Source organism: Duganella radicis, from assembly GCF_009720825.1.
GTDB classification, from domain to species: domain Bacteria; phylum Pseudomonadota; class Gammaproteobacteria; order Burkholderiales; family Burkholderiaceae_D; genus Rugamonas; species Rugamonas radicis.
Genome location: NZ_WNKY01000056.1, coordinates 16,329 through 37,163, shown reverse-complemented (window position 1 = coordinate 37,163; position 20,835 = coordinate 16,329). Strand labels below are relative to the sequence as shown.

General features: G+C 64.8%; 20 protein-coding genes. 16 read left to right on the top strand and 4 right to left on the bottom strand.

The genetic code is table 11. The annotated features are described in order from the left end of the window. Positions 1-255: 255 nt before the first annotated feature. The 9 genes from GM676_RS28185 (at position 256) to GM676_RS28145 (ending at position 8,880) form a co-directional block, all read left to right on the top strand. The gene (locus GM676_RS28185; RefSeq protein WP_155467594.1) at positions 256-1,737 is read left to right on the top strand and encodes a B12-binding domain-containing radical SAM protein; all 1,482 of its coding nucleotides are present in this window, start codon (positions 256-258) and stop codon (positions 1,735-1,737) included. 59 nt (positions 1,738-1,796) lie between these two features. Continuing rightward, positions 1,797-2,915, top strand: a complete 1,119-nt coding sequence (locus GM676_RS28180) for an MlaE family ABC transporter permease (RefSeq protein ID WP_155467592.1) — start codon at positions 1,797-1,799, stop codon at positions 2,913-2,915. Further along, a complete protein-coding gene (locus tag GM676_RS28175) occupies positions 2,912-3,754 on the top strand; it encodes an ABC transporter ATP-binding protein (protein WP_155467590.1) in 843 nt (280 codons plus the stop codon). The genes GM676_RS28180 and GM676_RS28175 overlap by 4 nt, the downstream gene beginning before the upstream one ends. Next, the gene (locus GM676_RS28170) at positions 3,754-4,692 is read left to right on the top strand and encodes an MlaD family protein (RefSeq protein ID WP_155467589.1); all 939 of its coding nucleotides are present in this window, start codon (positions 3,754-3,756) and stop codon (positions 4,690-4,692) included. Before GM676_RS28175 ends, GM676_RS28170 begins: the two co-directional genes overlap by 1 nt. Before the next feature lie 10 nt (positions 4,693-4,702). Next, positions 4,703-5,323: an ABC-type transport auxiliary lipoprotein family protein gene (locus tag GM676_RS28165; RefSeq protein WP_308936705.1), complete on the top strand. Its 621-nt coding sequence runs from the start codon at positions 4,703-4,705 to the stop codon at positions 5,321-5,323. A gap of 170 nt (positions 5,324-5,493) precedes the next feature. Then, positions 5,494-6,672 (top strand): VanZ family protein, encoded by a 1,179-nt coding sequence (locus GM676_RS28160; protein WP_371866398.1) that lies wholly within the window; start codon positions 5,494-5,496, stop codon positions 6,670-6,672. A gap of 27 nt (positions 6,673-6,699) precedes the next feature. Further along, a complete protein-coding gene (locus tag GM676_RS28155) occupies positions 6,700-7,017 on the top strand; it encodes a (2Fe-2S) ferredoxin domain-containing protein (RefSeq protein ID WP_155467588.1) in 318 nt (105 codons plus the stop codon). 5 nt (positions 7,018-7,022) lie between these two features. After that, on the top strand, positions 7,023-7,691 hold the full coding sequence (locus tag GM676_RS28150; RefSeq protein ID WP_155467587.1) for an alpha/beta hydrolase: 669 nt from the start codon (positions 7,023-7,025) through the stop codon (positions 7,689-7,691). Between the two features lie 43 nt (positions 7,692-7,734). Beyond that, a complete protein-coding gene (locus GM676_RS28145) occupies positions 7,735-8,880 on the top strand; it encodes a D-alanyl-D-alanine carboxypeptidase family protein (protein WP_155467586.1) in 1,146 nt (381 codons plus the stop codon). Between the two features lie 5 nt (positions 8,881-8,885). On the opposite strand, the gene GM676_RS28140 is transcribed toward GM676_RS28145, so the two are convergent. Continuing rightward, a complete protein-coding gene (locus GM676_RS28140) occupies positions 8,886-10,178 on the bottom strand; it encodes an EAL and HDOD domain-containing protein (RefSeq protein ID WP_371866396.1) in 1,293 nt (430 codons plus the stop codon). A gap of 78 nt (positions 10,179-10,256) precedes the next feature. Here GM676_RS28140 and GM676_RS28135 point away from each other — a divergent pair, with 78 nt between their 5' ends. After that, entirely contained in the window at positions 10,257-11,168 is a 912-nt protein-coding gene (locus tag GM676_RS28135) for an aldo/keto reductase (protein WP_155467585.1), read from the top strand. Here the strand turns inward: GM676_RS28135 and pssA are convergent. Next, positions 11,165-11,920 (bottom strand): CDP-diacylglycerol--serine O-phosphatidyltransferase, encoded by a 756-nt coding sequence (gene pssA, locus GM676_RS28130; protein ID WP_155467598.1) that lies wholly within the window; start codon positions 11,918-11,920, stop codon positions 11,165-11,167. The genes GM676_RS28135 and pssA overlap by 4 nt on opposite strands. A 123-nt stretch (positions 11,921-12,043) precedes the next feature. Between pssA and GM676_RS28125 the strand changes: the two genes are divergently transcribed. Both GM676_RS28125 and GM676_RS28120 read left to right on the top strand, forming a co-directional pair. Next, positions 12,044-12,988, top strand: coding sequence for a CAP domain-containing protein (locus tag GM676_RS28125; protein WP_229262903.1), 945 nt, complete (start codon positions 12,044-12,046; stop codon positions 12,986-12,988). 61 nt (positions 12,989-13,049) lie between these two features. Continuing rightward, the gene (locus GM676_RS28120) at positions 13,050-13,676 is read left to right on the top strand and encodes an Hpt domain-containing protein (RefSeq protein WP_229262902.1); all 627 of its coding nucleotides are present in this window, start codon (positions 13,050-13,052) and stop codon (positions 13,674-13,676) included. Positions 13,677-13,682: 6 nt separating this feature from the next. On the opposite strand, the gene GM676_RS28115 is transcribed toward GM676_RS28120, so the two are convergent. Next, a complete protein-coding gene (locus GM676_RS28115; RefSeq protein WP_155467583.1) occupies positions 13,683-13,892 on the bottom strand; it encodes a hypothetical protein in 210 nt (69 codons plus the stop codon). Positions 13,893-14,160: 268 nt separating this feature from the next. Between GM676_RS28115 and GM676_RS28110 the strand changes: the two genes are divergently transcribed. The 4 genes from GM676_RS28110 (at position 14,161) to GM676_RS28095 (ending at position 19,294) form a co-directional block, all read left to right on the top strand. Continuing rightward, positions 14,161-15,129, top strand: a complete 969-nt coding sequence (locus GM676_RS28110) for a sensor domain-containing diguanylate cyclase (RefSeq protein WP_155467582.1) — start codon at positions 14,161-14,163, stop codon at positions 15,127-15,129. Between the two features lie 90 nt (positions 15,130-15,219). Further along, the gene (locus tag GM676_RS28105; RefSeq protein ID WP_155467581.1) at positions 15,220-16,935 is read left to right on the top strand and encodes an Hsp70 family protein; all 1,716 of its coding nucleotides are present in this window, start codon (positions 15,220-15,222) and stop codon (positions 16,933-16,935) included. A 5-nt stretch (positions 16,936-16,940) separates the two neighbouring features. Beyond that, a complete protein-coding gene (locus GM676_RS28100) occupies positions 16,941-18,359 on the top strand; it encodes a TonB C-terminal domain-containing protein (RefSeq protein ID WP_155467580.1) in 1,419 nt (472 codons plus the stop codon). Then, positions 18,356-19,294, top strand: coding sequence for an SMP-30/gluconolactonase/LRE family protein (locus GM676_RS28095; RefSeq protein ID WP_155467579.1), 939 nt, complete (start codon positions 18,356-18,358; stop codon positions 19,292-19,294). Before GM676_RS28100 ends, GM676_RS28095 begins: the two co-directional genes overlap by 4 nt. Positions 19,295-19,410: 116 nt before the next feature. On the opposite strand, the gene mnmE is transcribed toward GM676_RS28095, so the two are convergent. Then, entirely contained in the window at positions 19,411-20,790 is a 1,380-nt protein-coding gene (mnmE, locus tag GM676_RS28090) for a tRNA uridine-5-carboxymethylaminomethyl(34) synthesis GTPase MnmE (protein WP_155467578.1), read from the bottom strand. Between the last annotated feature and the right edge of the window lie 45 nt (positions 20,791-20,835).

Sequence of the window (20,835 nt, the reverse complement as noted above, 5' to 3'; positions counted from 1 at the left end):
CCAGGATCAAACTCTTTAGTTTAATCTCTGTTTGTGGTCATTTCTGACCAGGTTCGCTCACTCAAAATACTGACAGTATTTCTTGTTGAGCATTTAATGCTTTTTGTTGCAGCATCAAACGCCCACATTTATCGACTGTAATTTTTTAAAGATCAGGGTCTTTTTAACTGCTGCGAAGCGTTGTGTTCAGCAGCAGAGGAACGAGATTATGGGGGATGGCGTGCCAGTCGTCAACCCCTCAAGTAAAATACTCGCATGTCTATTTTGCTTACCACCCTCAACGCCCGATATACCCACGCTTCGCTGGGCCTGCGCTATCTATTGGCGAATATGGGCGAGCTGCAAGCGCAAACGCACTTGCAGGAATTTGTGATCGGCGCCAAGGCGACCGAGATTGTTGAACGCATCCTGTCGTACTCGCCGAAGATCGTCGGCTTCGGCATCTATATATGGAACGTCGAGGAAACCACCAAGGTGGTGGCCATGCTCAAGCGCGTGGCGCCGCAGGTCACCGTGGTGCTGGGCGGCCCGGAGGTTTCGCACGAGACCAACGAGCAGGAGATCGTCCGGCTGGCCGATTATGTGATTACCGGCTGGGGCGATGTGACTTTCCCCAAGCTGTGTGGCGAGATCCTGCACGGCCCCAAGCCGCTGATGAAGGTGCATGCCGGCGTGCAGCCGCCCATGGCCGAGATCAAGCTGCCCTACTCCTTATACACGGACGACGATATCAAGAACCGCACCCTGTACGTGGAAGCCTCGCGCGGCTGCCCGTTCAAGTGCGAGTTCTGCCTGTCTGCCCTGGACAAGACGGCGTGGCCGTTCGCGCTCGACAGTTTCCTGGCCGAGATGGAGTCGCTCTATCAGCGCGGCGCGCGGCTGTTCAAGTTTGTCGACCGCACCTTCAACCTGAATATCAAGACCAGCCTGAAGATCATGCAGTTCTTCCTTGATAAGCTGGAGGCCAACCCGGACGATCCGGTCTACGCCCACTTCGAACTGGTGCCCGACCATCTGCCGGACGCGCTGAAAGAAGGCATCGCCAGGTTCCCAGCCGGCGCGCTGCAATTCGAAATCGGCATCCAGAGCTTCAATCCCGAAGTGCAGACGCTGGTCAGCCGCAAGCAGGATAACCAGAAAGCGGCCGACAATATCCGCTGGCTGACCAAACAATCGCACGCCCACATGCACGTCGATCTGATCGCCGGCCTGCCCGGCGAGACGGTGGAGAGCTTTGCCGAAGGCTTCAACAAGCTGTGGGCGCTGGAGCCGCACGAGATCCAGTTCGGCATCCTCAAACGCCTGCGCGGCACGCCGATCATCCGCCACACGCAGGAATACGGCATGGTCTACGATCCGTACGCGCCGTACACCATCCTCGCCAACAAAGACATCGACTTCTCCACCATGCAGCGGCTGGTGCGCTTTGCGCGCTACTGGGATCTGGTGGCGAACTCCGGCCGCTTCGCACACACGCTGCCGGTGCTGCTGGGCGATGCGCCATTCCAGCGCTTCATGGCGTTTTCCGACTGGCTGTACGCGAATACCGATGCCACCCACCGCATCGCGCTGGAGCGGCTGGTGGGCATGGTGGCGCGCTATCTGCAAACCCAGGGCATGGACAAGACCGACGCCGAAGCCCTGCTGGCCAGCGACTACAGCGGCGGCGCCAAGCCCAAGCCGGCGGCCGAAGCCCCCCCCGCGCCCAAGCGGCAGGCGCGCCGTTTGGCCGCCTGAGTGGCTCCTCCTTTCGAGCGAGGTGGCGGCCGGGGCCAAACTCCCTTAAACTTGAGGCTATGCCTACTGCCCAAGAGCCTACCCTGACCCTCAATGCCGGCGCCGTCGCCGCGACCGGCACATGGCAAGTGCACGCGCTGGCGCAGGGCAAGGCGATGACCACCATCACCGCCTTCCTCAAGACGCTCAAGGGCGACCAGCTGAAATGGGATCTGTCGGCCGTCGACAGCATGGACCATATCGGCGCCCAGCTGTTCTGGAACGCCTGGGGCAAGGCCCGTCCCGCCAATCTGCAACTGGCGCCGGGACTGGACGAATTCTTCAAGCGCCTTGAAACCACCGGCACGCTGGAGCTGCCGCGCGCGCGCCAGAACCGCCTGACGCTGGTGATGAAGCTGGGCTTCGCCATGCTGCTGTTCTTCGAGCACCTGGCCGGCCTGCTGCGCCTGATCGGCCAGGTGGTGCTGGACAGCTGGCGTTTCCTGCGCAATCCGCTGCGCGGGCCGTGGAAGGAAATCTCCGCCAATATCTATCACGCCGGCTTCCAGGCGCTGGGCATCACGGCGCTGGTGGGCTTTCTGATCGGCGTGGTGTTCTCCTATCTGTCGGCGCAGCAGTTGCGCAACTTCGGCGGCGATATCTTTTTGGTCAATCTGCTTGGCATGAGCATCATCCGCGAACTGGGGCCGCTGCTGGCCGCCATCCTGGTGGCCGGCCGCTCCGGTTCATCCATCACCGCGCAGCTGGGCGTGATGCGCGTGACCGAGGAGCTGGACGCCATGCTGGTGATGGGTATCTCGCACGGCTTCCGCCTGATCCTGCCCAAGGTGCTGGCCCTGGCGATCGCCATGCCGCTGCTGGTGATCTGGACCGATACCATCGCGCTGATAGGCGGCATGGTCTCCGCCAAGCTGCAACTGAATCTCACGCCGCAGTACTTCCTGCTCAAGCTACCGGAAGCCGTGCCGCTGGCGAATTACCTGATCGGCATCGGCAAGGGTGTGGTGTTCGGCATGCTGATCGCGCTGGTGTCCTGCCACTTCGGCCTGCGCATCAAGCCAAATACCGAAAGCCTCGGGCGCGGCACCACCACCTCCGTGGTCACGGCGATTACGGCCGTAATCCTGGCTGACGCGGTGTTTGCGATTATTTTCAGCGGCGTGGGGTTCTCGGGATGAGCGACCACGAAAGCACCTGCGGACCAGGCGCCGGCGAGCTGACGCTCGATGGCAGTGTGCCGGTGGTCGAAATCACCGGCCTGTGGACCAAGTATGGCCGCACGGTGGTGCATCAGGATCTGAACCTTGAAATCGAACAGGGCGAGATCATGTCCATCGTCGGCGGCTCGGGCACCGGCAAGACCACGCTGCTGCGGCAGATGCTGGGCCTTGAGCGTCCGGCGCGCGGCTGCGTGCGCGTGTTCGGCGAAGATATCAGCGAGATCGATTCCGACCAGTTGCAAGACCTGCGCAATCACTGGGGCATGCTGTTCCAGCAAGGCGCGCTGTATTCGGCGCTGACGGTGTTCGAGAATATCGCCCAGCCGATGCGCGAGTTGCATGTGCTGCCGGAGGATCTGGTGCACGATGCGGTGCTGCTGAAGATGAATATGGTGGGCCTCGGCCCCGAGCATGCCAACAAGATGCCGTCCGACCTGTCGGGCGGCATGGTCAAGCGCGTGGCGCTGGCGCGCGCGTTGGCGCTGGAACCCAAGCTGCTGTTCCTCGACGAACCGACCGCCGGCCTCGATCCCGATTTGTCCGAGGCCTTTGTGGCGCTGATTAAATCGCTGCACCGCGAACTCGGTCTGACGGTGGTGATGGTGACGCACGATCTGGATACGCTGTTCGCCCTCTCCACCCGTATTGCCGTGCTGGCGGAAAAACACGTCATCGCGCTTGGACCGCTGCAAGATTTGCTGAAAGTCGACCACCCGTTCATCAAGGAGTTCTTCCTTGGCGACCGTGGCCGCCGCGCGCTGGAAGCGCTGGAAGAAAAAACATCAACGGAGTCCTGATGGAAAACCGATCCCATGCCCTGACTACCGGCTTTTTCACGATCACGCTGCTGATAGCGGCGATCCTGTACGGCCTTTGGTTCAACCGCGACCGCGTGGAGCGCGTGCCTTACGTGATCGCCACCACACAGGCGATTCCCGGCCTGAATCCGCAGGCGCCGATCCGCTATCGCGGGCTGGAGGTGGGCCGCGTGGGCGGCATCGATTTCGATCCCAAGGTGGCAGGCCAGATCCTGGTGGTGCTGAATATCGATTCGGACGCGCCGATCACCACCACCACCTTTGCTTCGCTGGGCTATCAAGGTGTGACCGGCATCGCGTTCATCGCACTGGATGACGAGAAGGTGGGTTCGCCGCTGCTGCATTCCAGCGCCGATAAGCCGGCGCGCATTCCACTGCGTTCCGGCCTGTTCGATCAGATCGAGAAGCGCGGCAAGGAGATCCTGTCGCAGACGGAGGAGGTGACGCGCCGCCTGAATACGCTGCTCAGCCCTGATAATCAGAAAGTGATCCTGGGCGCGTTTGCCGATGTCAGCACGACGGCGCAGAAGTACCGCGAGCTGCCGGACAAGCTGCAACCGACCATCGACAAGCTGCCGGCGCTGGCCGACCAGACGCAGAAGACATTGAACTCCGTGAACGCGCTGGCCACGGACGTCAACAAGCTGACCACCGGCCTGCAAGCCAAGGACGGCCCGATCGACCGCATCACCACCACGGTGGAGCGCATCGGCGGTTCGGTCGACGCGGTGGCCGGCGGGCTGGAACTGGACACGCTGCCGCAGGTGAATTCACTGTCGGATGACACCCGCGCGTCGATGCGCGCGCTGCGCAAGACCATGAACAAGATTAACGACCGTCCGCAAAGCCTGATCTTCGGTGCGCCCGGCACGCCGCCCGGCCCTGGTGAAGAGGGCTTTACCGCGCCAGCCAAATAAGGATAACGAGATGACGATGACCACCACCATCCGCAACGCGCTGCTGGCCGGCGCCATGGCTGTCGCACTGGGCGCCTGCGCCAGCAAGGGCCAGCCGACCGCGCAGTATGATTTTGGTCCGCTGCCTGCGACCAATGCGGCCAGTGCGCCGGCCAGCGCCAGCATCGGCGCGATCATCGTGGCCGATGTAACCGGACCGGCGGCGCTGGACACGGAGCGCATGTATTACCGCTTGCTGTATGCCGATGCGCGCCAGTCGCGTCCTTACGCCTACAATCAGTGGGTCAGCACGCCGGCGCAGTTGCTCACGCAGCGCATCAAGGCGCGCATCGGGCAGGCGGGCGCGCAGGTGCTGTCGACCACCGATGCCGCCGCCAGCGCGACGGTGCTGCGCATGGAGGTGGTGGACTTTGCCCAGAACTTCGACACGACCACCAGCAGCAATGGCGTGCTGAGTTTGCGGGCGTCGGTGTTCCGCAATCACCGGCTGGTTGAGCAGAAGACCTTCACGCGCAGCGCGCCGGCCGGTAGCGCCGATGCCGCCGGCGGCGCGCGCGCACTGGCCGACGCCAGCGACGCCGTGGCCTCCGACCTGATCGCCTGGCTGGCGGCGCTGCCGCCGTCCAAATGACGGAAAATACGCCCCCGCTGCCCGAACCGGCGCCCGCCCCAGGGCAAGCGCCGGACGAGCAGCGCGCCGAGGACGCGGCTTCGCCGCCCCCAGCGCCGCATACCCGAGAGGCAGCCACGCTCACGCCCACGCCAGACGAGCTGCCCGCCGCTTCAGCCGTGCCTGCGACAGTGGCCACGCCTGCCGCGAGTCCCGCCACGCCGGCGAAGGCCGCCCGGCCGCCGCTCGCCCCGGTCAGCAAGACCTCGCCCATCACGCGGGCGGCGCTGCTGGCCTATCTGTTCCTGATCGTCTACGCCAGCTGGTTCCCGTTCTCCGGCTGGCACAACCAGGGCTTGTCGCCGCTGATCTTCCTGGAGACGACCAGCATGCCGCGCTACTGGACCAAGTTCGACGCCATCATCAACGTGATCGGCTACATCCCGCTCGGCACGCTGATCGCCTACGCGCTGTACCCGCGCGTCAAAGGCATCTGGGCGCTGCTGATCGCCTGCGCCAGCGGCCTGCTGGTCTCGGGCACCATGGAAGCGGTGCAAACCTACCTGCCCAGCCGCGTCTCCTCCAACCTGGACTTCTACACCAACGCCGCCGGCTGCGCCATCGGCGGTCTGATCGGCGTGCTGACCGTGCGCCGCCTGCTCGACCAGAGCCAGATCCAGCGCCTGCGCCAGGCCTGGTTCGCGCCGCACGCCAGCCAGGGCCTGGTGCTGCTGGCCCTGTGGCCGCTGTCGCAAATCTATCCGCAAAACTTTTTATACGGTTTAGGCCAATTGCTGCCCATCCTGTCCGACTGGCTGTCGCAGTTGCTGGACATGGACATCGACCTCGCCAGCCTGGTCCGCCCCGACGTCGACCTCACGGTCGAGCAATACTGGCTGTCCGAAACCATCATCACCGCCTGCGGCATGGTGGGCGCCGGCCTGACGCTGCTGTGCCTGCTGCGCAAACCCTCGCCGCGCGGCCTGCTGGTGACCGCCATGATCGCCGCCTCCATCATCGTCAAGGCGCTGGCCTCGGCGCTGCTGTTCGCGCCGGAGAACGCCTTCGTCTGGGTCACGCCCGGCGCCGAGGGCGGCTTCCTGATCGGCGCCATCATGCTGGCCGGCCTGGCTTACGCCCCGCACGTGGCGCAGCGAAGGCTGGCGGTCACCACCCTGCTGCTGGGCCTGGTCATCATCAACACCACCCCGGCCAACCCCTACTTCGTGGCCACGTTGCAAACCTGGGTGCAAGGGAAATTCCTGAATTTCAACGGCGCGGCCCAGTTCCTGTCGCTGCTGTGGCCGTTCTTCGCGGTCTGGTTCCTGTGGCTGCCGTCCCACAAGCTGAACGCCGTCAAGGTATCATAGCGGCTACGACTTTAGAGAGGCACGGCCATGAGCGATACCCCCTACTTCAAGCACCACGTCTTCTTCTGCATGAACAAGCGTGACGACGGCCGCAACAGTTGCGGCGACCATGGCGCGGAAACGGCGCAAAAGCACGCCAAGAAGCGTTGCAAGGAACTCAACCTGAACGGCGCCGGCAAAGTCCGCATCAACCAGGCCGGCTGCCTGGACCGCTGCGAGGAAGGCCCGGTGATGGTGGTCTATCCGGAAGGCACCTGGTACACCTACGTCGACACCAGCGACATCGATGAAATCATCGACACCCATCTGGTCGGCGGCAAGGTAGTGGAACGTCTGAAAATCTGAGGCATATGAACAAGAGCGAAAAATTCACCCTGGCCGGCGGCGCCGGTCAAATGGAAGGCGTCATCGATTATCCCCAGGATGACGCGGCGCCGCGCGGCGTGGCGCTGGTGGCGCACCCGCATCCGCTGTACGGCGGCACCATGGACAACAAGGTGGCCGTGACCCTGATGCGCACCTTCGTCAGCCTCGGCTACGTGGTGGCGCGCATCAACTTCCGCGGCGTCGGCCGCTCCGAGGGCGTGCACGACCACGGCAAGGGCGAGACCGACGACATGGCCATCCTGCACGCGTGGATGACGGAAAAATTCCCCGGCCTGCCGGTGGCGCTGTCGGGCTTCTCCTTCGGCACCTATGTGCAGACCCATCTGGCGCAACGCCTGGCCGCCGCCGGCACCCCGGCCGAGCGCCTGGTGCTGGTGGGCGCCGCCGCCAAGAAATGGGAAATGGCCGACATCCCGGCCGACACCATCCTGATCCACGGCGAGCACGACGACACCATCCCCCTGATCGACGTGCTGGACTGGCTGCGCCCGCAGGAGATTCCGGTGATCGTCATCCCCGGCGCCGACCACTTCTTCCACCGCAAGCTCGGCCACATCAAGAGCTGGGTGACGCAGCTGTGGGGCCGCGGCGGCCTGGCGGAGGCTGAAACGGACACCGCAAGCGGCGACTAAAGCCCTATAATTCCTACGCTTTTAACTTTTACACCAGATCCACATGAAGAAAATTATCGCGGCACTGGCCACCAGTGTGATGTTGATGACCTCGGCCGTGGCGCAGACGCTGCCGGCCCCGACCATCGCAGCCAAGTCCTGGCTGCTGCTGGACGCCACCAGCGGCCAGATCATCGCCTCGCAGGACCCGAACGCCCGCATCGAGCCGGCCTCGCTGACCAAGATCATGACCGCCTACGTCGCCTTCGGCGCGCTGCGCGACAAGAAGATCGCGCTGGGCCAGATGGTCAACGTCTCCACCAAGGCGTGGAAGGTGGACTCGTCCAGCTCCAAGATGTTCATCGACCCGGCCACCCCGGTCAGCATCAACGACCTGCTGTACGGCCTGATGGTGCAGTCGGGTAACGACGCCGCCGTGGCGCTGGCCGAGGCCGTCGCCGGCGACGAGTCGGCCTTCGTGGTGATGATGAACAAGGAAGCCCAGCGCATGGGCCTGACCTCGACCCACTTCGCCAATCCGCACGGCCTGCCGTCGCCGGAAAACTACTCGACCGCGCAGGACCTGTCGCAGCTGGCGCAGCACGTGATCAAGGACTTCCCGGAGTTCTACAAGATCGACTCGGTGAAGAGCTTCACCTACAACAAGATCACCCAGCAGAACCGCAACCGCCTGCTGTGGCTGGACCCGACCGTGGACGGCATGAAGACCGGCCACACCGAAGCGGCCGGCTTCTGCATGATCGCCTCGGCGCACCGTCCCAACGGCAGCGGCGAGCGCCGCCTGATCTCGGTGGTGCTGGGCACGTCGTCGGACCAGGTGCGCACCCAGGAAAGCCAGAAGCTGCTCAACTGGGGCTTCCAGAACTTCGACACGGTCAAGCTGTACTCGAAGGGCCAGGCGATCGCCACCCCGGAAATCTGGAAGGGCTCGAAGAACGCCGTCAAGATCGGCTTCGCGCAGGACGTCATGGTGACCGTGCCGAAGGGCGTGGCCGCCAAGATGAAGCCGGCGCTGGAGCGCAAGGACCCGCTGGTGGCGCCGTTGGCCGAGAACAGCCGCGTCGGCACCCTGAAGATGGTGGTCGACGGCAAGCCGATGCTGGAACTGCCGGTGGTGGCGCTGGAGCCCGTGGAACAAGCCTCCATCTTCGGCCGCGCCTGGGATTCGATCCGCCTCTGGCTGAAATGACGTAGTCAGTCGGCGCCGGTTTGCTTGATCGACTCCTGCGCCCACTCGAAGGCGGCCTGTCCCACTTGCGGCAGGCCGTCGACATCGATCTCCAGTGTTTCCGCGATCGCCAGCGCGCGGTCGACCTTGTCGCGCTCCAGCAGCCGCACCATGGTCAGATACGGGTCGTAGACGCCCTCCTTCCCCAATAGCACATCGCGGATATCGTCCGACAGATGCATCTTGCCGACCAGATTGGCCATCGGCACGCCCAGCAGCACGTCGAACAGCGACAGCAAACCCACCAGGAACAATTCATCGCGCTTGGCTTGCGGCAGCCTGCTGCACGTCTCCAGGAAGCGCGCGCGCGTCAGCGCCACCTCCAGCAGCGATTCGTCGCGGTCCTTGTTGGCGCCGCCGCCCAGCCGGAACATCGACACCGTCAGGCCGCGATACAGCTGGTTGCGGCCCAGCACCATGAAAGCCTGCTGCAAGCTGGTGACCTTGGTGGTCTGGCCGCTGCCGGGCGCGTTCGCCCATTGCAACACCTGATAGGTCATGCCGGGATCGCGCTTGGCCACCTCGATCATGGCCGGCAGCTCGGCATCGGTGCGCAGCAGGTTGAGCAGCTCGATCGAGGTCATGCGGCTTTGGTCGATCTTGGCGTCCGGGTCCACCTTGTCGGTGGTGGTCAGGAACTGGCCCATGAAATAATTCGCGCCCCACGAGGCGCACATGCGCTGCTCGTCCCATGACTCCACGCCGTCGACCACCAGCTTGAGATCCGGATAGCGCAGGCGCAACTGCTTGGACAGGGTCTGGAAATCGGCCAGCGCATGCTCGTTCAGGTGCAGCATCACGGCGTCGCAGGCCGACAGCAGCTGCGCGTCCTCCGGCGCCAGCGTCACGCCGCGCAGGGCCACCTTGCTGCCGGCGGCGCGCAGCGCGGCGACGTGGCCGGCGATCTCCGCCGCCGGCAGGCTCTCGCCCTTGCGGTCCAGCAGGAAGACGGTATTCGGGGCGATCAAGGGCAGATGGCTGTTGGCGGCCACTGCGTCCAGCGTAACCTGCACCAGCGCGATGCGTTTCTGCGCATACTCCGCCACGTTGGCGGCCACCAGCGCGTCGAGCATGGCCTGTTCCGGCGGCTGCGCGCTGAAACGATAGCCGCACAGGCGATGGCGCTCGTCGAAAATCTCGGAGCGGCAGACGATGGCGCCAGCCTCCGGCGCGGCGGCGGGCGGCGCCGAGGGTGCGGGCGCGGCGGCGGGTTTGACTTCAGGTTCCGGCTTCGATTTCAGAAACGATAAAAATCCCACTGCTGCCTCCGTTCGGTCTGACTTACCTCTCGATCATACTATAATTCCTGCCTCCCATTTACCTCGGAAAGCACGCCCATGACCGACCTGACCTGCCCTTCCCTCGTGACCTACCCAGGCGGCTTGACGCTGTCGCGCGTCGTCGCCGGGATGTGGCGCATGAATGAATGGAATTTGACCCCGCAACAACGCGTGGCGTGGATCGAACAGGCGCTGGCCATGGGCGTGACCAGCTTCGACCACGCCGACATCTACGGCGGCTATGGCGTGGAAGCCACCTTCGGCGAGGCGCTGGCCTTGCAGCCTTCGCTGCGCGACAAGATGCAGATCGTCAGCAAATGCGGCATCAAGCTGATTTCCGCGGCGCGCCCGGAGCACACCATCCAGCACTATGACACCAGCGCCAGCCACATCATCGCCTCGGCCGAGCATTCGCTGCGCCAGCTGGGCACCGACCACCTGGACCTGCTGCTGATCCACCGCCCCGACCCGCTGATGAATTTCGACGAGATCGCCGGCGCCTTCGCGCGCCTGCGCCAGGACGGCAAGGTCAGGCATTTTGGCGTGTCCAACTTCAGCCGCCATCAGTTTGAAAGCCTGAACCGCCGCATCGCGCTGGCCACCAACCAGGTGGAATTCTCGCCGCTGTGCGTGGCGCCGATGTTCGACGAAACCTTCGACGGCCTGCAAGACCTGGGCGTGGCGCCGATGATCTGGTCGCCGCTGGCTGGCGGCCGCCTGTTCAGCAGCGACGACGCGGCCGGCGTGCGCGTGCGGACGGCGATCCAGAAGGTGGCCCATGAGCTGCAACGTCCGTTCGGCAGCGTGGTGTTCGCGTGGATCATGCAGTTGCCGAGCCGCCCGGTGCCGCTGACCGGCTCGGGCCGCATCGAGGCGGTGAAGGAAGCGGTGGAAGCGACCCAGTTCAGCCTGAACCGCACGCAGTGGTTTGAAATCCTGCGCGCGGCGCGCGGCCACGAAGTCGCCTAATCCTGGTAGACGACCGGCGGGGCGATGCCCGTCCAGCCGGTGCGCCAGGCGGCGTTCAGCGCCAGCGTGAAGGCAATATAGCAGGCGAAGAACAGCACGAAGTACAGCGCTTGCAGCCAGGCCAGCAAGCCCAGGTTGATCAGCAACACCACCAGCGCGGTCCGGCTTTTCTTTTGCTTGGAGCTGGGGAAACGCACGGTGGACACCATCAGCGTGCCCACCACGAACAATAGCAGCACGATCAGGCTGCCTTGCAGCGCCGAGGCGGCCGGGTCGGGCCAGGCCACCACCACCGAGGCCACGCAGGCCGCGCCGGCCGTGATCGGCATGCCGACGAAATAGCGCGGATCGGTGCGTCCCACATTCACATTGAAGCGCGCCAGCCGCAACGCGCCGCAGGCCACGAAGAAGAAGCTGGCCATGCCGCCCAGGCGCAGCAGGGTCGGATAATCGGCACCCAGTTGCTGGAAGCCCCAGCAATACAGCAGCAGGCCCGGCGCGCAGCCGAAATTCATCACGTCGGCGATCGAATCGAGCTGCATGCCGAAATCGGACTGGGTGTTGGTGGCGCGCGCCACCATGCCGTCCAGCGCGTCGAACACGCCGGCCAGCACCAGCAGCACGGCAGCCAGGCGGTAATCCCGGGCCGCGCCGATCATGGCATTGTCGACCGAAATGACGATGCTGCCGAAACCGCAGGCGATCGACATCAGCGTGACCATGCTGGGCAAGGCAAACTTGGCGCGCTGCATGCGCGGGTGACGTAAAGGCTTCAAAACGTGCAATCCTAAAGAAACGGCAAGCTTACCATGTGTAACGGGTGCGGCGGTTTTGAAATCCGGCATAGAATCGCTCCCATGGCACAGGAGTTCATCATGGAAAAATCGCGGCTTACCCTGGCGGCGTTGCTGGTCTCGTCCCTGCTGGCCGCGTGTGGCGGCGGTGGCGGCGATACCACCGCCGCCACCGGTCCGACCACCAGCACGCCGCCCCTCATCCAGGAACCGGGCGCGCCCGCGCTCACCGGCAACACGGCCACCGATGGTTATAACTGGTTCAACTACCGGCGCGCGCAGCTGGGCTTGTCCACGCTCACGCGCAACAGCCTGATCGACACGGCGGCGCAGGGGCATTCGGACTACCAGCGGCTCAACCGCACCATCACCCACAGCCAGACCGCGGGGCAGCCGGGCTTTACCGGCGTGTCGCTGACCGACCGCCTGAACGCGGCCGGCTACAAGCTGACCGGCACTTCTTACTACGCGGCCGGCGAGGTCATCTCGGCCACCACCAGCGGCTCGGGCTTTTACCAGGCCGAGGAACTGATCACCGCCATTTACCACCGCTTCGTCATCTTCGAGCCGGTGTTCCGCGACATCGGCACCGGCGCCGCCACCATCCCCGGCAGCTACACCTATTTCACGGCCGACTTCGCGGTGCTGAACACCCGCAGCGGGCTGGGCACGGGCAAGATCGTCGGCTACCCGTTCAACAACCAGACCAATGTGCCGGTCAATTTCTTCAGCGACAGCGAATCGCCCGATCCGGTGCCGAATCAGAACGAGGTGGGCTACCCGATCAGCGTGCATGCCGACCAAGGCAGCACGGTGACGGTGCAGAGCTTTACCGTGGCGCCGCGCGGCGGCTCGGCGCTGGCGACCCGCCTGCTAAGCGAAGCGGCCGGCACCGCCGAGACCAGCAGCGCGGCCGCCATCGTGCCGCTGGCGCCGCTCAAGAGCGCCACCACCTACGACGTCCGCTTCAGCGGCACGGTGTCCGGCGTGGCGGTCACGCGCAACTGGTCGTTCACCACCAAATAAAGCGCCGGATGTTGCAGGAATTTAACTATGCCTCCTGGCCCGGTCTGCTATCGTAGTGCTTATGATGACCGCAACCAGCACCTCCGCTCCCATCGGCGGCCATATCCTGCAAGTGGAAACCGGCTTGCAGCAGCTGATGGGCGACCGTGGCCTGTATCTGCAAATCCTGCGCCGCTTCCGCCAGCGCTACCCGGATAGCGGCTGCGACGCGCGCAAGGCCCTGGACGACGGCGAGCCGGGCCACGGCCAGCGCATCGTCCACACCCTCAAGGGCGCGGCCGGCATGATCGGCGCGCAGCAGGTGTATGTGCTGGCGGCGCAGCTGGAGCCGCTGTGCGCGGGGCCGCCGGCCAGCTGGTCGGCGCTGCTGGCGCAGCTGGAACAGGCGCTGCGCGGCCTGATCGCGGTGATCGATGAAATCCTGGATGGCGATCCGCGGCAACTGCTGGCGACACAAGCGCCGGCGGCGACGGCGTCCGCCGCGCAGCTGCCGGAAACGCGCATGCTGTTGCTGCATCTGTCGCGCTTGCTGGACGAGGGGGACGGTGCGGCCATCGACGTGCTGGAGCAGTCAGCCACCGTGCTGGCGGCAAGCCTGGGAGTGGAAGTCTTTCAGGAAGTGACAGAGGCGGCGCACCAGTTCGACTTTGAAACGGCACTGGCGACTTTGCGGGCGGCCATGGCCTGACCCGGCTTAGCGGGTGTATTCCTTCTCTTCGTCAAACGCGTCCGCGCATTCCTTGTCGCAGAAGCGGCGCACATTATCGAGCGGTTTTTCGCAATACCAGCAGGCGCCCTTGGGCGGCAGCATTTGCCGTGACCGCACCTGCGGCACGGGCTTGGCGGCGGCCGGCATCGGCATGCCGGCCCCGTCCTCCGGGACACTCTCTTGTATCGGTTCCACGATCCACTCCTTTTCCAGGCCAGGCTCAGGTGCAAGATTACTTCAGAGGAATTGAGGCAAGCATGAGAATTCTCAACGGTTGCCCGAAACGGCACATCCATTTGCGTCGAACAATAATAGCAGGATAAATGCGACCCCCGCTGAGGCAAAGGGCAGGGAAATATTTTTCAATGAAAAAGCCGGGGGCGATAGCCGCGGATAGTGCGGCAAGGGGCGCGCCTGCCTTTATAATCGGGACACGTTTATTATTCCTTTCAGGAAAGCACGCATGTCAGAACTCGCCCCTGTACCGTCCCAACTGTCCGCGCGCGTGCTCGGACTGGCCCAGCTGGGCCTGATCGTGATCGACGCCGACCTGCGCATCGTCATGTGGAACCAGTGGATGGCCAGCCGCTCCGGCAAGTCGGCCCATCGCGTGCTGGGCCAGGACCTGTTCGACCTGTACGGCGAACTGCGCGGCCAGCGGCTGGAACAGGCGGTGCTGAGCGCGCTGCAAAGCAACCTGCCGCAGACCCTGTCGCCCGCGCTCAATCCCTCGCCGTTCCCGCTCTACCCGGCCGGCAGCTGGGGCGGCGAGCGGGTCGAGCAGGCGGTGTCGGTGACGCCGTTCAACGAGGGCAAGGAACGCTTCTGCCTGATCGAGGTGAGCGACATCAGCGCCATCGTCGGCCGCGAGCGCCAGCTGCGCAGCCAGGCCGAGGCGCTGCGCGCGCAATCGTATGTGGACGGCCTGACCGGCATCGCCAACCGCCGCCACTTCGACGTCGCCATGGACCGCGAACTGCGGCGCGCCATGCGCAACGAAGGCCAGCTGTCGCTGCTGCTGATGGACATCGATTCCTTCAAGGCCTACAACGACCACTTCGGCCACCAGCAGGGCGACGCCTGCCTGACCCTGGTGGCGGAAGCCTTCGCCTCCATGCTGCAACGGCCGGCCGACCTGGCGGCACGCTACGGCGGCGAGGAATTCGCCGCCGTGCTGCCGGACACCAGCGCCGAACAGGCGGCGCGGCACGCGGAAGCCATCCGCGCCAAGATCGCCTCGCTCAACATCCACCACGCGCCGGCGGCCACGCGGCCGCACGTGACCATGAGCATCGGCGTGGCCACCTTCGACAAGGAGCATCTGAACGACGTGGCCGCCATGCTGGCCGCCGCCGACAGCTGCCTGTACGCCGCCAAGAAGGCCGGCCGCGACTGCGTGATCGTGTACCGCCCGCAAGCCGACGCCGCCTGACTTGACAGGCAATAAACCCTATCAATTTACCAACTATCGCGCGCTTCTGGGTTATGATGCTGAGATGAAATATTCAGCACAGGACAGCGCATGATAGTTGGCATCGACCTTGGCACCACCAACAGCCTGATCGCGGTATGGGAGAACGGCGCCGCCCGTCTGATCCCCAACAGCCTGGGCGACGTCCTGACGCCGTCCTGCGTCAGCGTCGACGACGACGGCAGCATCCTGGTCGGCCGCGCCGCGCGCGAGCGGCTGCAAACCCATCCGCTGCTCAGCACCGCCGCCTTCAAGCGCCACATGGGCAGCGACCGCCAGATCCAGCTCGGCACGCGCGGCTTTCGGCCGGAGGAATTGTCGGCGCTGATCCTGCGCGCGCTGAAAGACGACGCCGAGGCGGTGCTGGGCCAGCCGGTGACCGAGGCCATCATCACCGTGCCGGCCTACTTCTCCGACGCCCAGCGCAAGGCCACGCGCGCCGCCGGCCAGCTGGCCGGCCTGAAGGTCGACCGCCTGCTGAACGAGCCGACCGCCGCCGCGCTGGCCTACGGCATCCACCTGCGCGACAGCGAAACCAAGTTCCTGGTGTTCGACCTGGGTGGCGGCACCTTCGACGTCTCGGTGCTGGACCTGTTCGACAACGTGATGGAGGTGCGGGCCTCGGCTGGCGACAACTTCCTCGGCGGCGAGGACTTCGTGGCCTGCATCGTCGAGCGCTTCTTCGAGCACAACAAGCTGTCCACCACCTACAAGAACGACGCCCGCTTCATGCAGCGCCTGCACGCGCAGGTCGAGCTGGCCAAGCGCGCGCTGAGCGAATCGTCCAGCACCACCATCCGCCTCAGCGACAACGGCAGCGACTACAGCATGGAGCTGGACGAGGCGGCGTTTGAGAAATTCTGCGCGCCGCTGCTGTCGCGCCTGCGCGATCCGGTCGACCGCGCGCTGCGCGACGCCCAGCTGCCCAGTACCGAGCTGGACAACATCGTGCTGGCCGGCGGCGCCTCGCGCATGCCGATGGTGCGGCGCATGGTGGCGCGCATGTTCGGCCGCTTCCCGTCGTGCGACATCAATCCGGATGAGGTGGTGGCGCTGGGCGCGGCCGTGCAAGCCGGCCTGAAGGCGCGCGACGCCGCGCTGGACGAGGTGGTGATGACCGACGTCTCGCCGTACTCGCTGGGCGTGGACACCTCGGTGCGGCTGAGCCAGGACGCCTATTCGCACGGCCACTTCGATCCCATCATCGAGCGCAACAGCGTGGTGCCGATCAGCCGCGTGAAGCGCTACTTCCCCTTGCAGGCCAGCCAGCGCAAGATGGTGCTGAACGTGTACCAGGGCGAGGCGCGCATGGCGGCCGACAACGTCAAGCTGGGCCAACTGCAACTGAACCTGCCGAGCGGGCCGCAGGAGGAAGCGGGGATCGACGTGCGCTTCACCTACGATGTGAACGGCTTGCTGCAAGTGGAAGCCACTATCGTCAAGACCCAGCAGACCACCACGCTGCTGATCGAGGGTAATCCCGGCATGCTGAGCGAGCAGGAAATTGCGCAGCGCTTCGCCGATCTGTCGGCGCTGAAAATCCATCCGCGCGACCAGATGGAAAACCGCACCCTGCTGGCGCGCGCCGAACGCCTGTACCAGCAACTGCGCGGCGACTGGCGCGAACATCTGGGGCATCAGATCATCCGCTTCGAGCAGGCGCTGGAGACGCAGGACAAGAAACAGTTCGGCCCGGCCGCCCAAGCCTTCGGCCAGCTGCTGGACGAACTGGAGCACCAGAGCTTCCTGCCTGACTACACGAGCTAAGCATCATGCGCGACACCCTGCCATTTTTGCAGCGTCTCGGGCTGGACAGCGATGCCGATGCGCGCAGCATCCGCCGCGCCTATGCGCGCGAGCTCAAGCTGATCGACCAGGAGCAGGACGCGGCCGGCTTCCAGGAATTGCGCGAGGCGTATGACAACGCGCTGCAATGGGCGGCGTGGCGCGAGCGGCAGGCTGGCGAGGCCGACGCCGCGGCACCGGCAACCGATGCGGCAACGGGCGCAGCGTCGGCGCCGAACGCTGAGGAGCCGGCGGCCGGTGCGACAACGGGCGGAGCATCAACGCCGAACGCTGCGGAGCCGGCGGCCGGTGCGGTAGTGCCGGAGGCTGCGGCTGCGGCTGCGGCTGCGGCGCCCATCGTGCCCAACTACGGCGTTCCGCGCACACCCGTCACGCTGGGTCCTGCGCCCGAACTTGCGACGCCGCCGCTACCGCACGACGATCCGACCCAACTGGCCGCCGCCGTGTTCGCAGAATTCTTGGCCGCCACCACCGCGCTGCTGCGACAACAGCACGTCCAGCATCCGCCGCAATGGCAGGCGGCGCTGCAACACAGCCTGGACGACGAGCGCCTGCTCAACCTCACCGCCCGCATCTACTTCGAAGCGCACATCGCGCAACTGCTGGCCAGCGGCTGGCAGCCGGGCAACGAAGTCCTGTTCGTTATCGCGGGCAAACTGTTCCACTGGAACGAAGACCGGCGCCGCCTGCAGCAACTGGGCCGTGCCGGCGCGCTGGTCGACCAGGCCATCGACGAGCGCGTCATCTTCGACCAGCTGCCGGAATCCGAGCAAATGATCCACCGCGCCGCCATCGTCCTGCTGCGCAAGAGCGATGCGCCATCCGACTACCAGCTGCGCGGCGACATGCCCTACGTGGAAAAACTGATGGCCTACTTCCCGGTGTGGATGTCGATGATGGTCGACCAGGACGTGGTGCGGCAATGGCGGGAACGCGCCGCAACGCTGCCGCCGCCGAAAAAATCCTGGCTGCCGAAAATCGACCTCGGCATCTCGCCGCGCATGGGCTGGATTCTGTTCATCGTGGTGCTCCAGCTGGCGCGGGTGATCTTCAACCACGTCGACACCCCGGCCAACATCATCCCGTCCAGCCCTGCACCCTTCATGCCGGAATTCAAGCCACTGCCTGAATACATCCGAAAGGAGATCAGTGCCAAGATCCCGGTGTTCCCGCTCAAGCTTGGCGGCGGCCAGCATCAGGCCGAATTCAACGTGATACTGGACGACCAGGGCAACATCTACCAGCAAATGATGTACCGAACCTCGGACAACCTCAGCTATGATGAGGCCGCATCAAAAGCGCTGCGCGCGTCCCAGCCCTTCCCGCCGGAGACACCGCGCAAATTCCAAGTGACATTTACCGTACCGACAGGGTCATCGCAATGAAACTACGCCATCTCGTCCTCAGCCTGGCCGCCGTGCTGGCCGCACCTTATGCCATCTCCGCGCCGGGCGCGTGCAGCGGCAAAGCGCCATCCGGCGAACTGACCGCCACCCGCATCGCCGCCGCCAACAGCACCCGTGGCGAGCCGGGCCTGTACGAAGGACCGGTGTGGATCAAGGATGCGCTGTACTTCTCCGACTTCACCTTCAGCCCCGGCTTCCCGTCGCGCATCCTCAAGCTGGATAGCGAAGGCAAAGTCAGCACCCTGATCGACGACAGCGGCAGCAACGGCCTGGCGACCGACGGCAAAGGCAACCTGCTTGCCGGCACGCACAAATACAAATCGGTGTCGCGCTACACGCTGGACGGCAAGCGCAGCGACGTGGTGAGCCAGTTCAACGGCAACGTCTTCAACTCGCCGAACGACCTGACGCTGGCGGCGGACGGCACCCTGTACTTCAGCGACCCCGACTTCCAGCGCGACGCGGCGCCGGGCGGCCAAGACAAAACCCGCGTGTACCGCGTGGCGACCGACGGCAAAGTAACGGTGGTGGACGACACCCTGAAAAACCCGAACGGCGTCTCGCTGTCGCCGAAGGGCGATGTGCTGTACGTGAACGGCATGGTGGGCGACCACGGCGTGCTGCGCGCGTACCCGATCGTGAACGGCGTGCCGCAACAGGGCAAGAACCTGGTGGAAAAGCTGGGCATCCCGGACGGCATGGCGATCGACTGCCAAGGCAACATCTACGTCACCGAGCACACCGACAAGCGCCTGCGCGTGTTCACCCCGGCCGGCAAGCAGATCGCGACCATCAAGGTGGATGCCAACGTGACGAACGCGGCGTTTGGCGGCGCGGATGGCAAAACCCTCTACATCACCGGCGCCGGCGCCGTCTGGCAACTCAAACTCGACGTCACCGGCTCGCCATACTAAACTTCGAAAACCTCAGGGTCAAACTTCGGGGTCAGTTCTTGCAATCCAACACGAGCTCTGCCGTCGTAGCTACGACGGCAGAGCTCGTGTTGGATTGCAAGAACTGACCCCGGGTTTTATTTGCCGATGCAGAAGCGGCTGAAGATGACGCCCAGCAGGTCGTCGGAGGAGAAGGCGCCGGTGATGCTCGATAGCTGCACTTGCGCCAGCCGCAGTTCTTCGGCGAACAAATCAAGCGACTGATCGTTTTGCGCGGCGTGTTCGCCAGCGCGCGCCAGGTGGGCGCCGGCGTTTTTCAGCGCGATCAGGTGGCGTTCGCGCGCCAGGTACAGCGATTCGCCAGTCTGCTGCCAGCCAGCGATGCGCAGCAGTTCCTGGCGCAGCAGGTCGATGCCGATGTGCTCGTGTGCCGACAAGTAGATGTGCGTCGCGTCGTCCATCACGTCCACCGCCGGCTTGTGGCCCGACAGGTCGATCTTGTTCCAGATGCGCAGCACCGGCACGCCTTGCGGGAAGGCTTCGGTGATGCTTTCGTCCGAGCGCGACGGCCCGTGGTCGGCATCCAGCAGGTGCAGGATCACATCCGCCTTGCCCACCTCGTTCCAGGTGCGCTCGATGCCGATGCGCTCCACCACGTCGGTCGCCTCTTCCGGCGCGCGGATGCCGGCGGTGTCGATGATGTTGAGCGGGATGCCTTCGATCTGGATGGTCTCGGTCACTTTGTCGCGCGTGGTGCCGGCGATCGGCGTGACGATGGCGACGTCATTCCCCGCCAGCGCATTCAGCAGCGAGGATTTGCCCACGTTCGGCTGCCCCACCAGCACCACGTTCAAGCCTTCGCGCAGCAGGGCGCCCTGCGCCGCCTGTTTGAAGACTTGCTCCAACGCGTCGACGATGCCTTTCAGTTGGCCGCGCGCGTCGGACTTTTCCAGGAAGTCGATTTCTTCTTCCGGGAAGTCCAGCGTGGCTTCCACCAGCATGCGCAGGTTGGTCACATTGCCCACCAGCGTGTTCACGGTTTTCGAGAACGCGCCCGACAGTGATTGCGAGGCCGACTTGGCCGCCGCTTCGGTGGAGGCGTCGATCAGGTCGGCCACCGCCTCGGCCTGCGCCAGGTCCAGCTTGTCGTTGAGGTAGGCGCGGCGCGTGAATTCGCCCGGCTCGGCCAGCCGCAAGCCCAGCGCCGCGCCCGCTTCCAGCACGCGCGCCAGCAGCATTTGCAGCACGATGGGCCCGCCGTGGCCTTGCAGTTCCAGCACGTCTTCCCCGGTGTACGAGTGCGGTCCCTTGAACCAGATGGCGATGCCCTGGTCGATCACGCCGCCGTCCGCCTGCGTGAACGGGATGTAGGTGGCGTGGCGCGGCTGCAAGGCGGTGTCGCCAAACAGCGCGCCGATCAGCGGTTTCAGGTTTTTGCCGGAGGCGCGCACGACGCCGATGCCGCCGCGTCCCGGTGCGGTCGCGATGGCGGCGATGGGGGAAGAGTCGATGTTCATAAACGAATTGTAAGGTATAAAAAAAGCCCGCGATCAACACGGGCT

Coding starts and splice junctions, on each gene's coding strand:
- GM676_RS28185 (WP_155467594.1), top strand. CDS start 256: ATGTCTATTTTGCTTACCACCCTCAACGCCCGATATACCCACGCTTCG.
- GM676_RS28180 (WP_155467592.1), top strand. CDS start 1,797: ATGCCTACTGCCCAAGAGCCTACCCTGACCCTCAATGCCGGCGCCGTC.
- GM676_RS28175 (WP_155467590.1), top strand. CDS start 2,912: ATGAGCGACCACGAAAGCACCTGCGGACCAGGCGCCGGCGAGCTGACG.
- GM676_RS28170 (WP_155467589.1), top strand. CDS start 3,754: ATGGAAAACCGATCCCATGCCCTGACTACCGGCTTTTTCACGATCACG.
- GM676_RS28165 (WP_308936705.1), top strand. CDS start 4,703: ATGACGATGACCACCACCATCCGCAACGCGCTGCTGGCCGGCGCCATG.
- GM676_RS28155 (WP_155467588.1), top strand. CDS start 6,700: ATGAGCGATACCCCCTACTTCAAGCACCACGTCTTCTTCTGCATGAAC.
- GM676_RS28150 (WP_155467587.1), top strand. CDS start 7,023: ATGAACAAGAGCGAAAAATTCACCCTGGCCGGCGGCGCCGGTCAAATG.
- GM676_RS28145 (WP_155467586.1), top strand. CDS start 7,735: ATGAAGAAAATTATCGCGGCACTGGCCACCAGTGTGATGTTGATGACC.
- GM676_RS28135 (WP_155467585.1), top strand. CDS start 10,257: ATGACCGACCTGACCTGCCCTTCCCTCGTGACCTACCCAGGCGGCTTG.
- pssA (WP_155467598.1), bottom strand. CDS start 11,920: ATGCAGCGCGCCAAGTTTGCCTTGCCCAGCATGGTCACGCTGATGTCG.
- GM676_RS28125 (WP_229262903.1), top strand. CDS start 12,044: ATGGAAAAATCGCGGCTTACCCTGGCGGCGTTGCTGGTCTCGTCCCTG.
- GM676_RS28120 (WP_229262902.1), top strand. CDS start 13,050: ATGATGACCGCAACCAGCACCTCCGCTCCCATCGGCGGCCATATCCTG.
- GM676_RS28110 (WP_155467582.1), top strand. CDS start 14,161: ATGTCAGAACTCGCCCCTGTACCGTCCCAACTGTCCGCGCGCGTGCTC.
- GM676_RS28105 (WP_155467581.1), top strand. CDS start 15,220: ATGATAGTTGGCATCGACCTTGGCACCACCAACAGCCTGATCGCGGTA.
- GM676_RS28100 (WP_155467580.1), top strand. CDS start 16,941: ATGCGCGACACCCTGCCATTTTTGCAGCGTCTCGGGCTGGACAGCGAT.
- GM676_RS28095 (WP_155467579.1), top strand. CDS start 18,356: ATGAAACTACGCCATCTCGTCCTCAGCCTGGCCGCCGTGCTGGCCGCA.
- mnmE (WP_155467578.1), bottom strand. CDS start 20,790: ATGAACATCGACTCTTCCCCCATCGCCGCCATCGCGACCGCACCGGGA.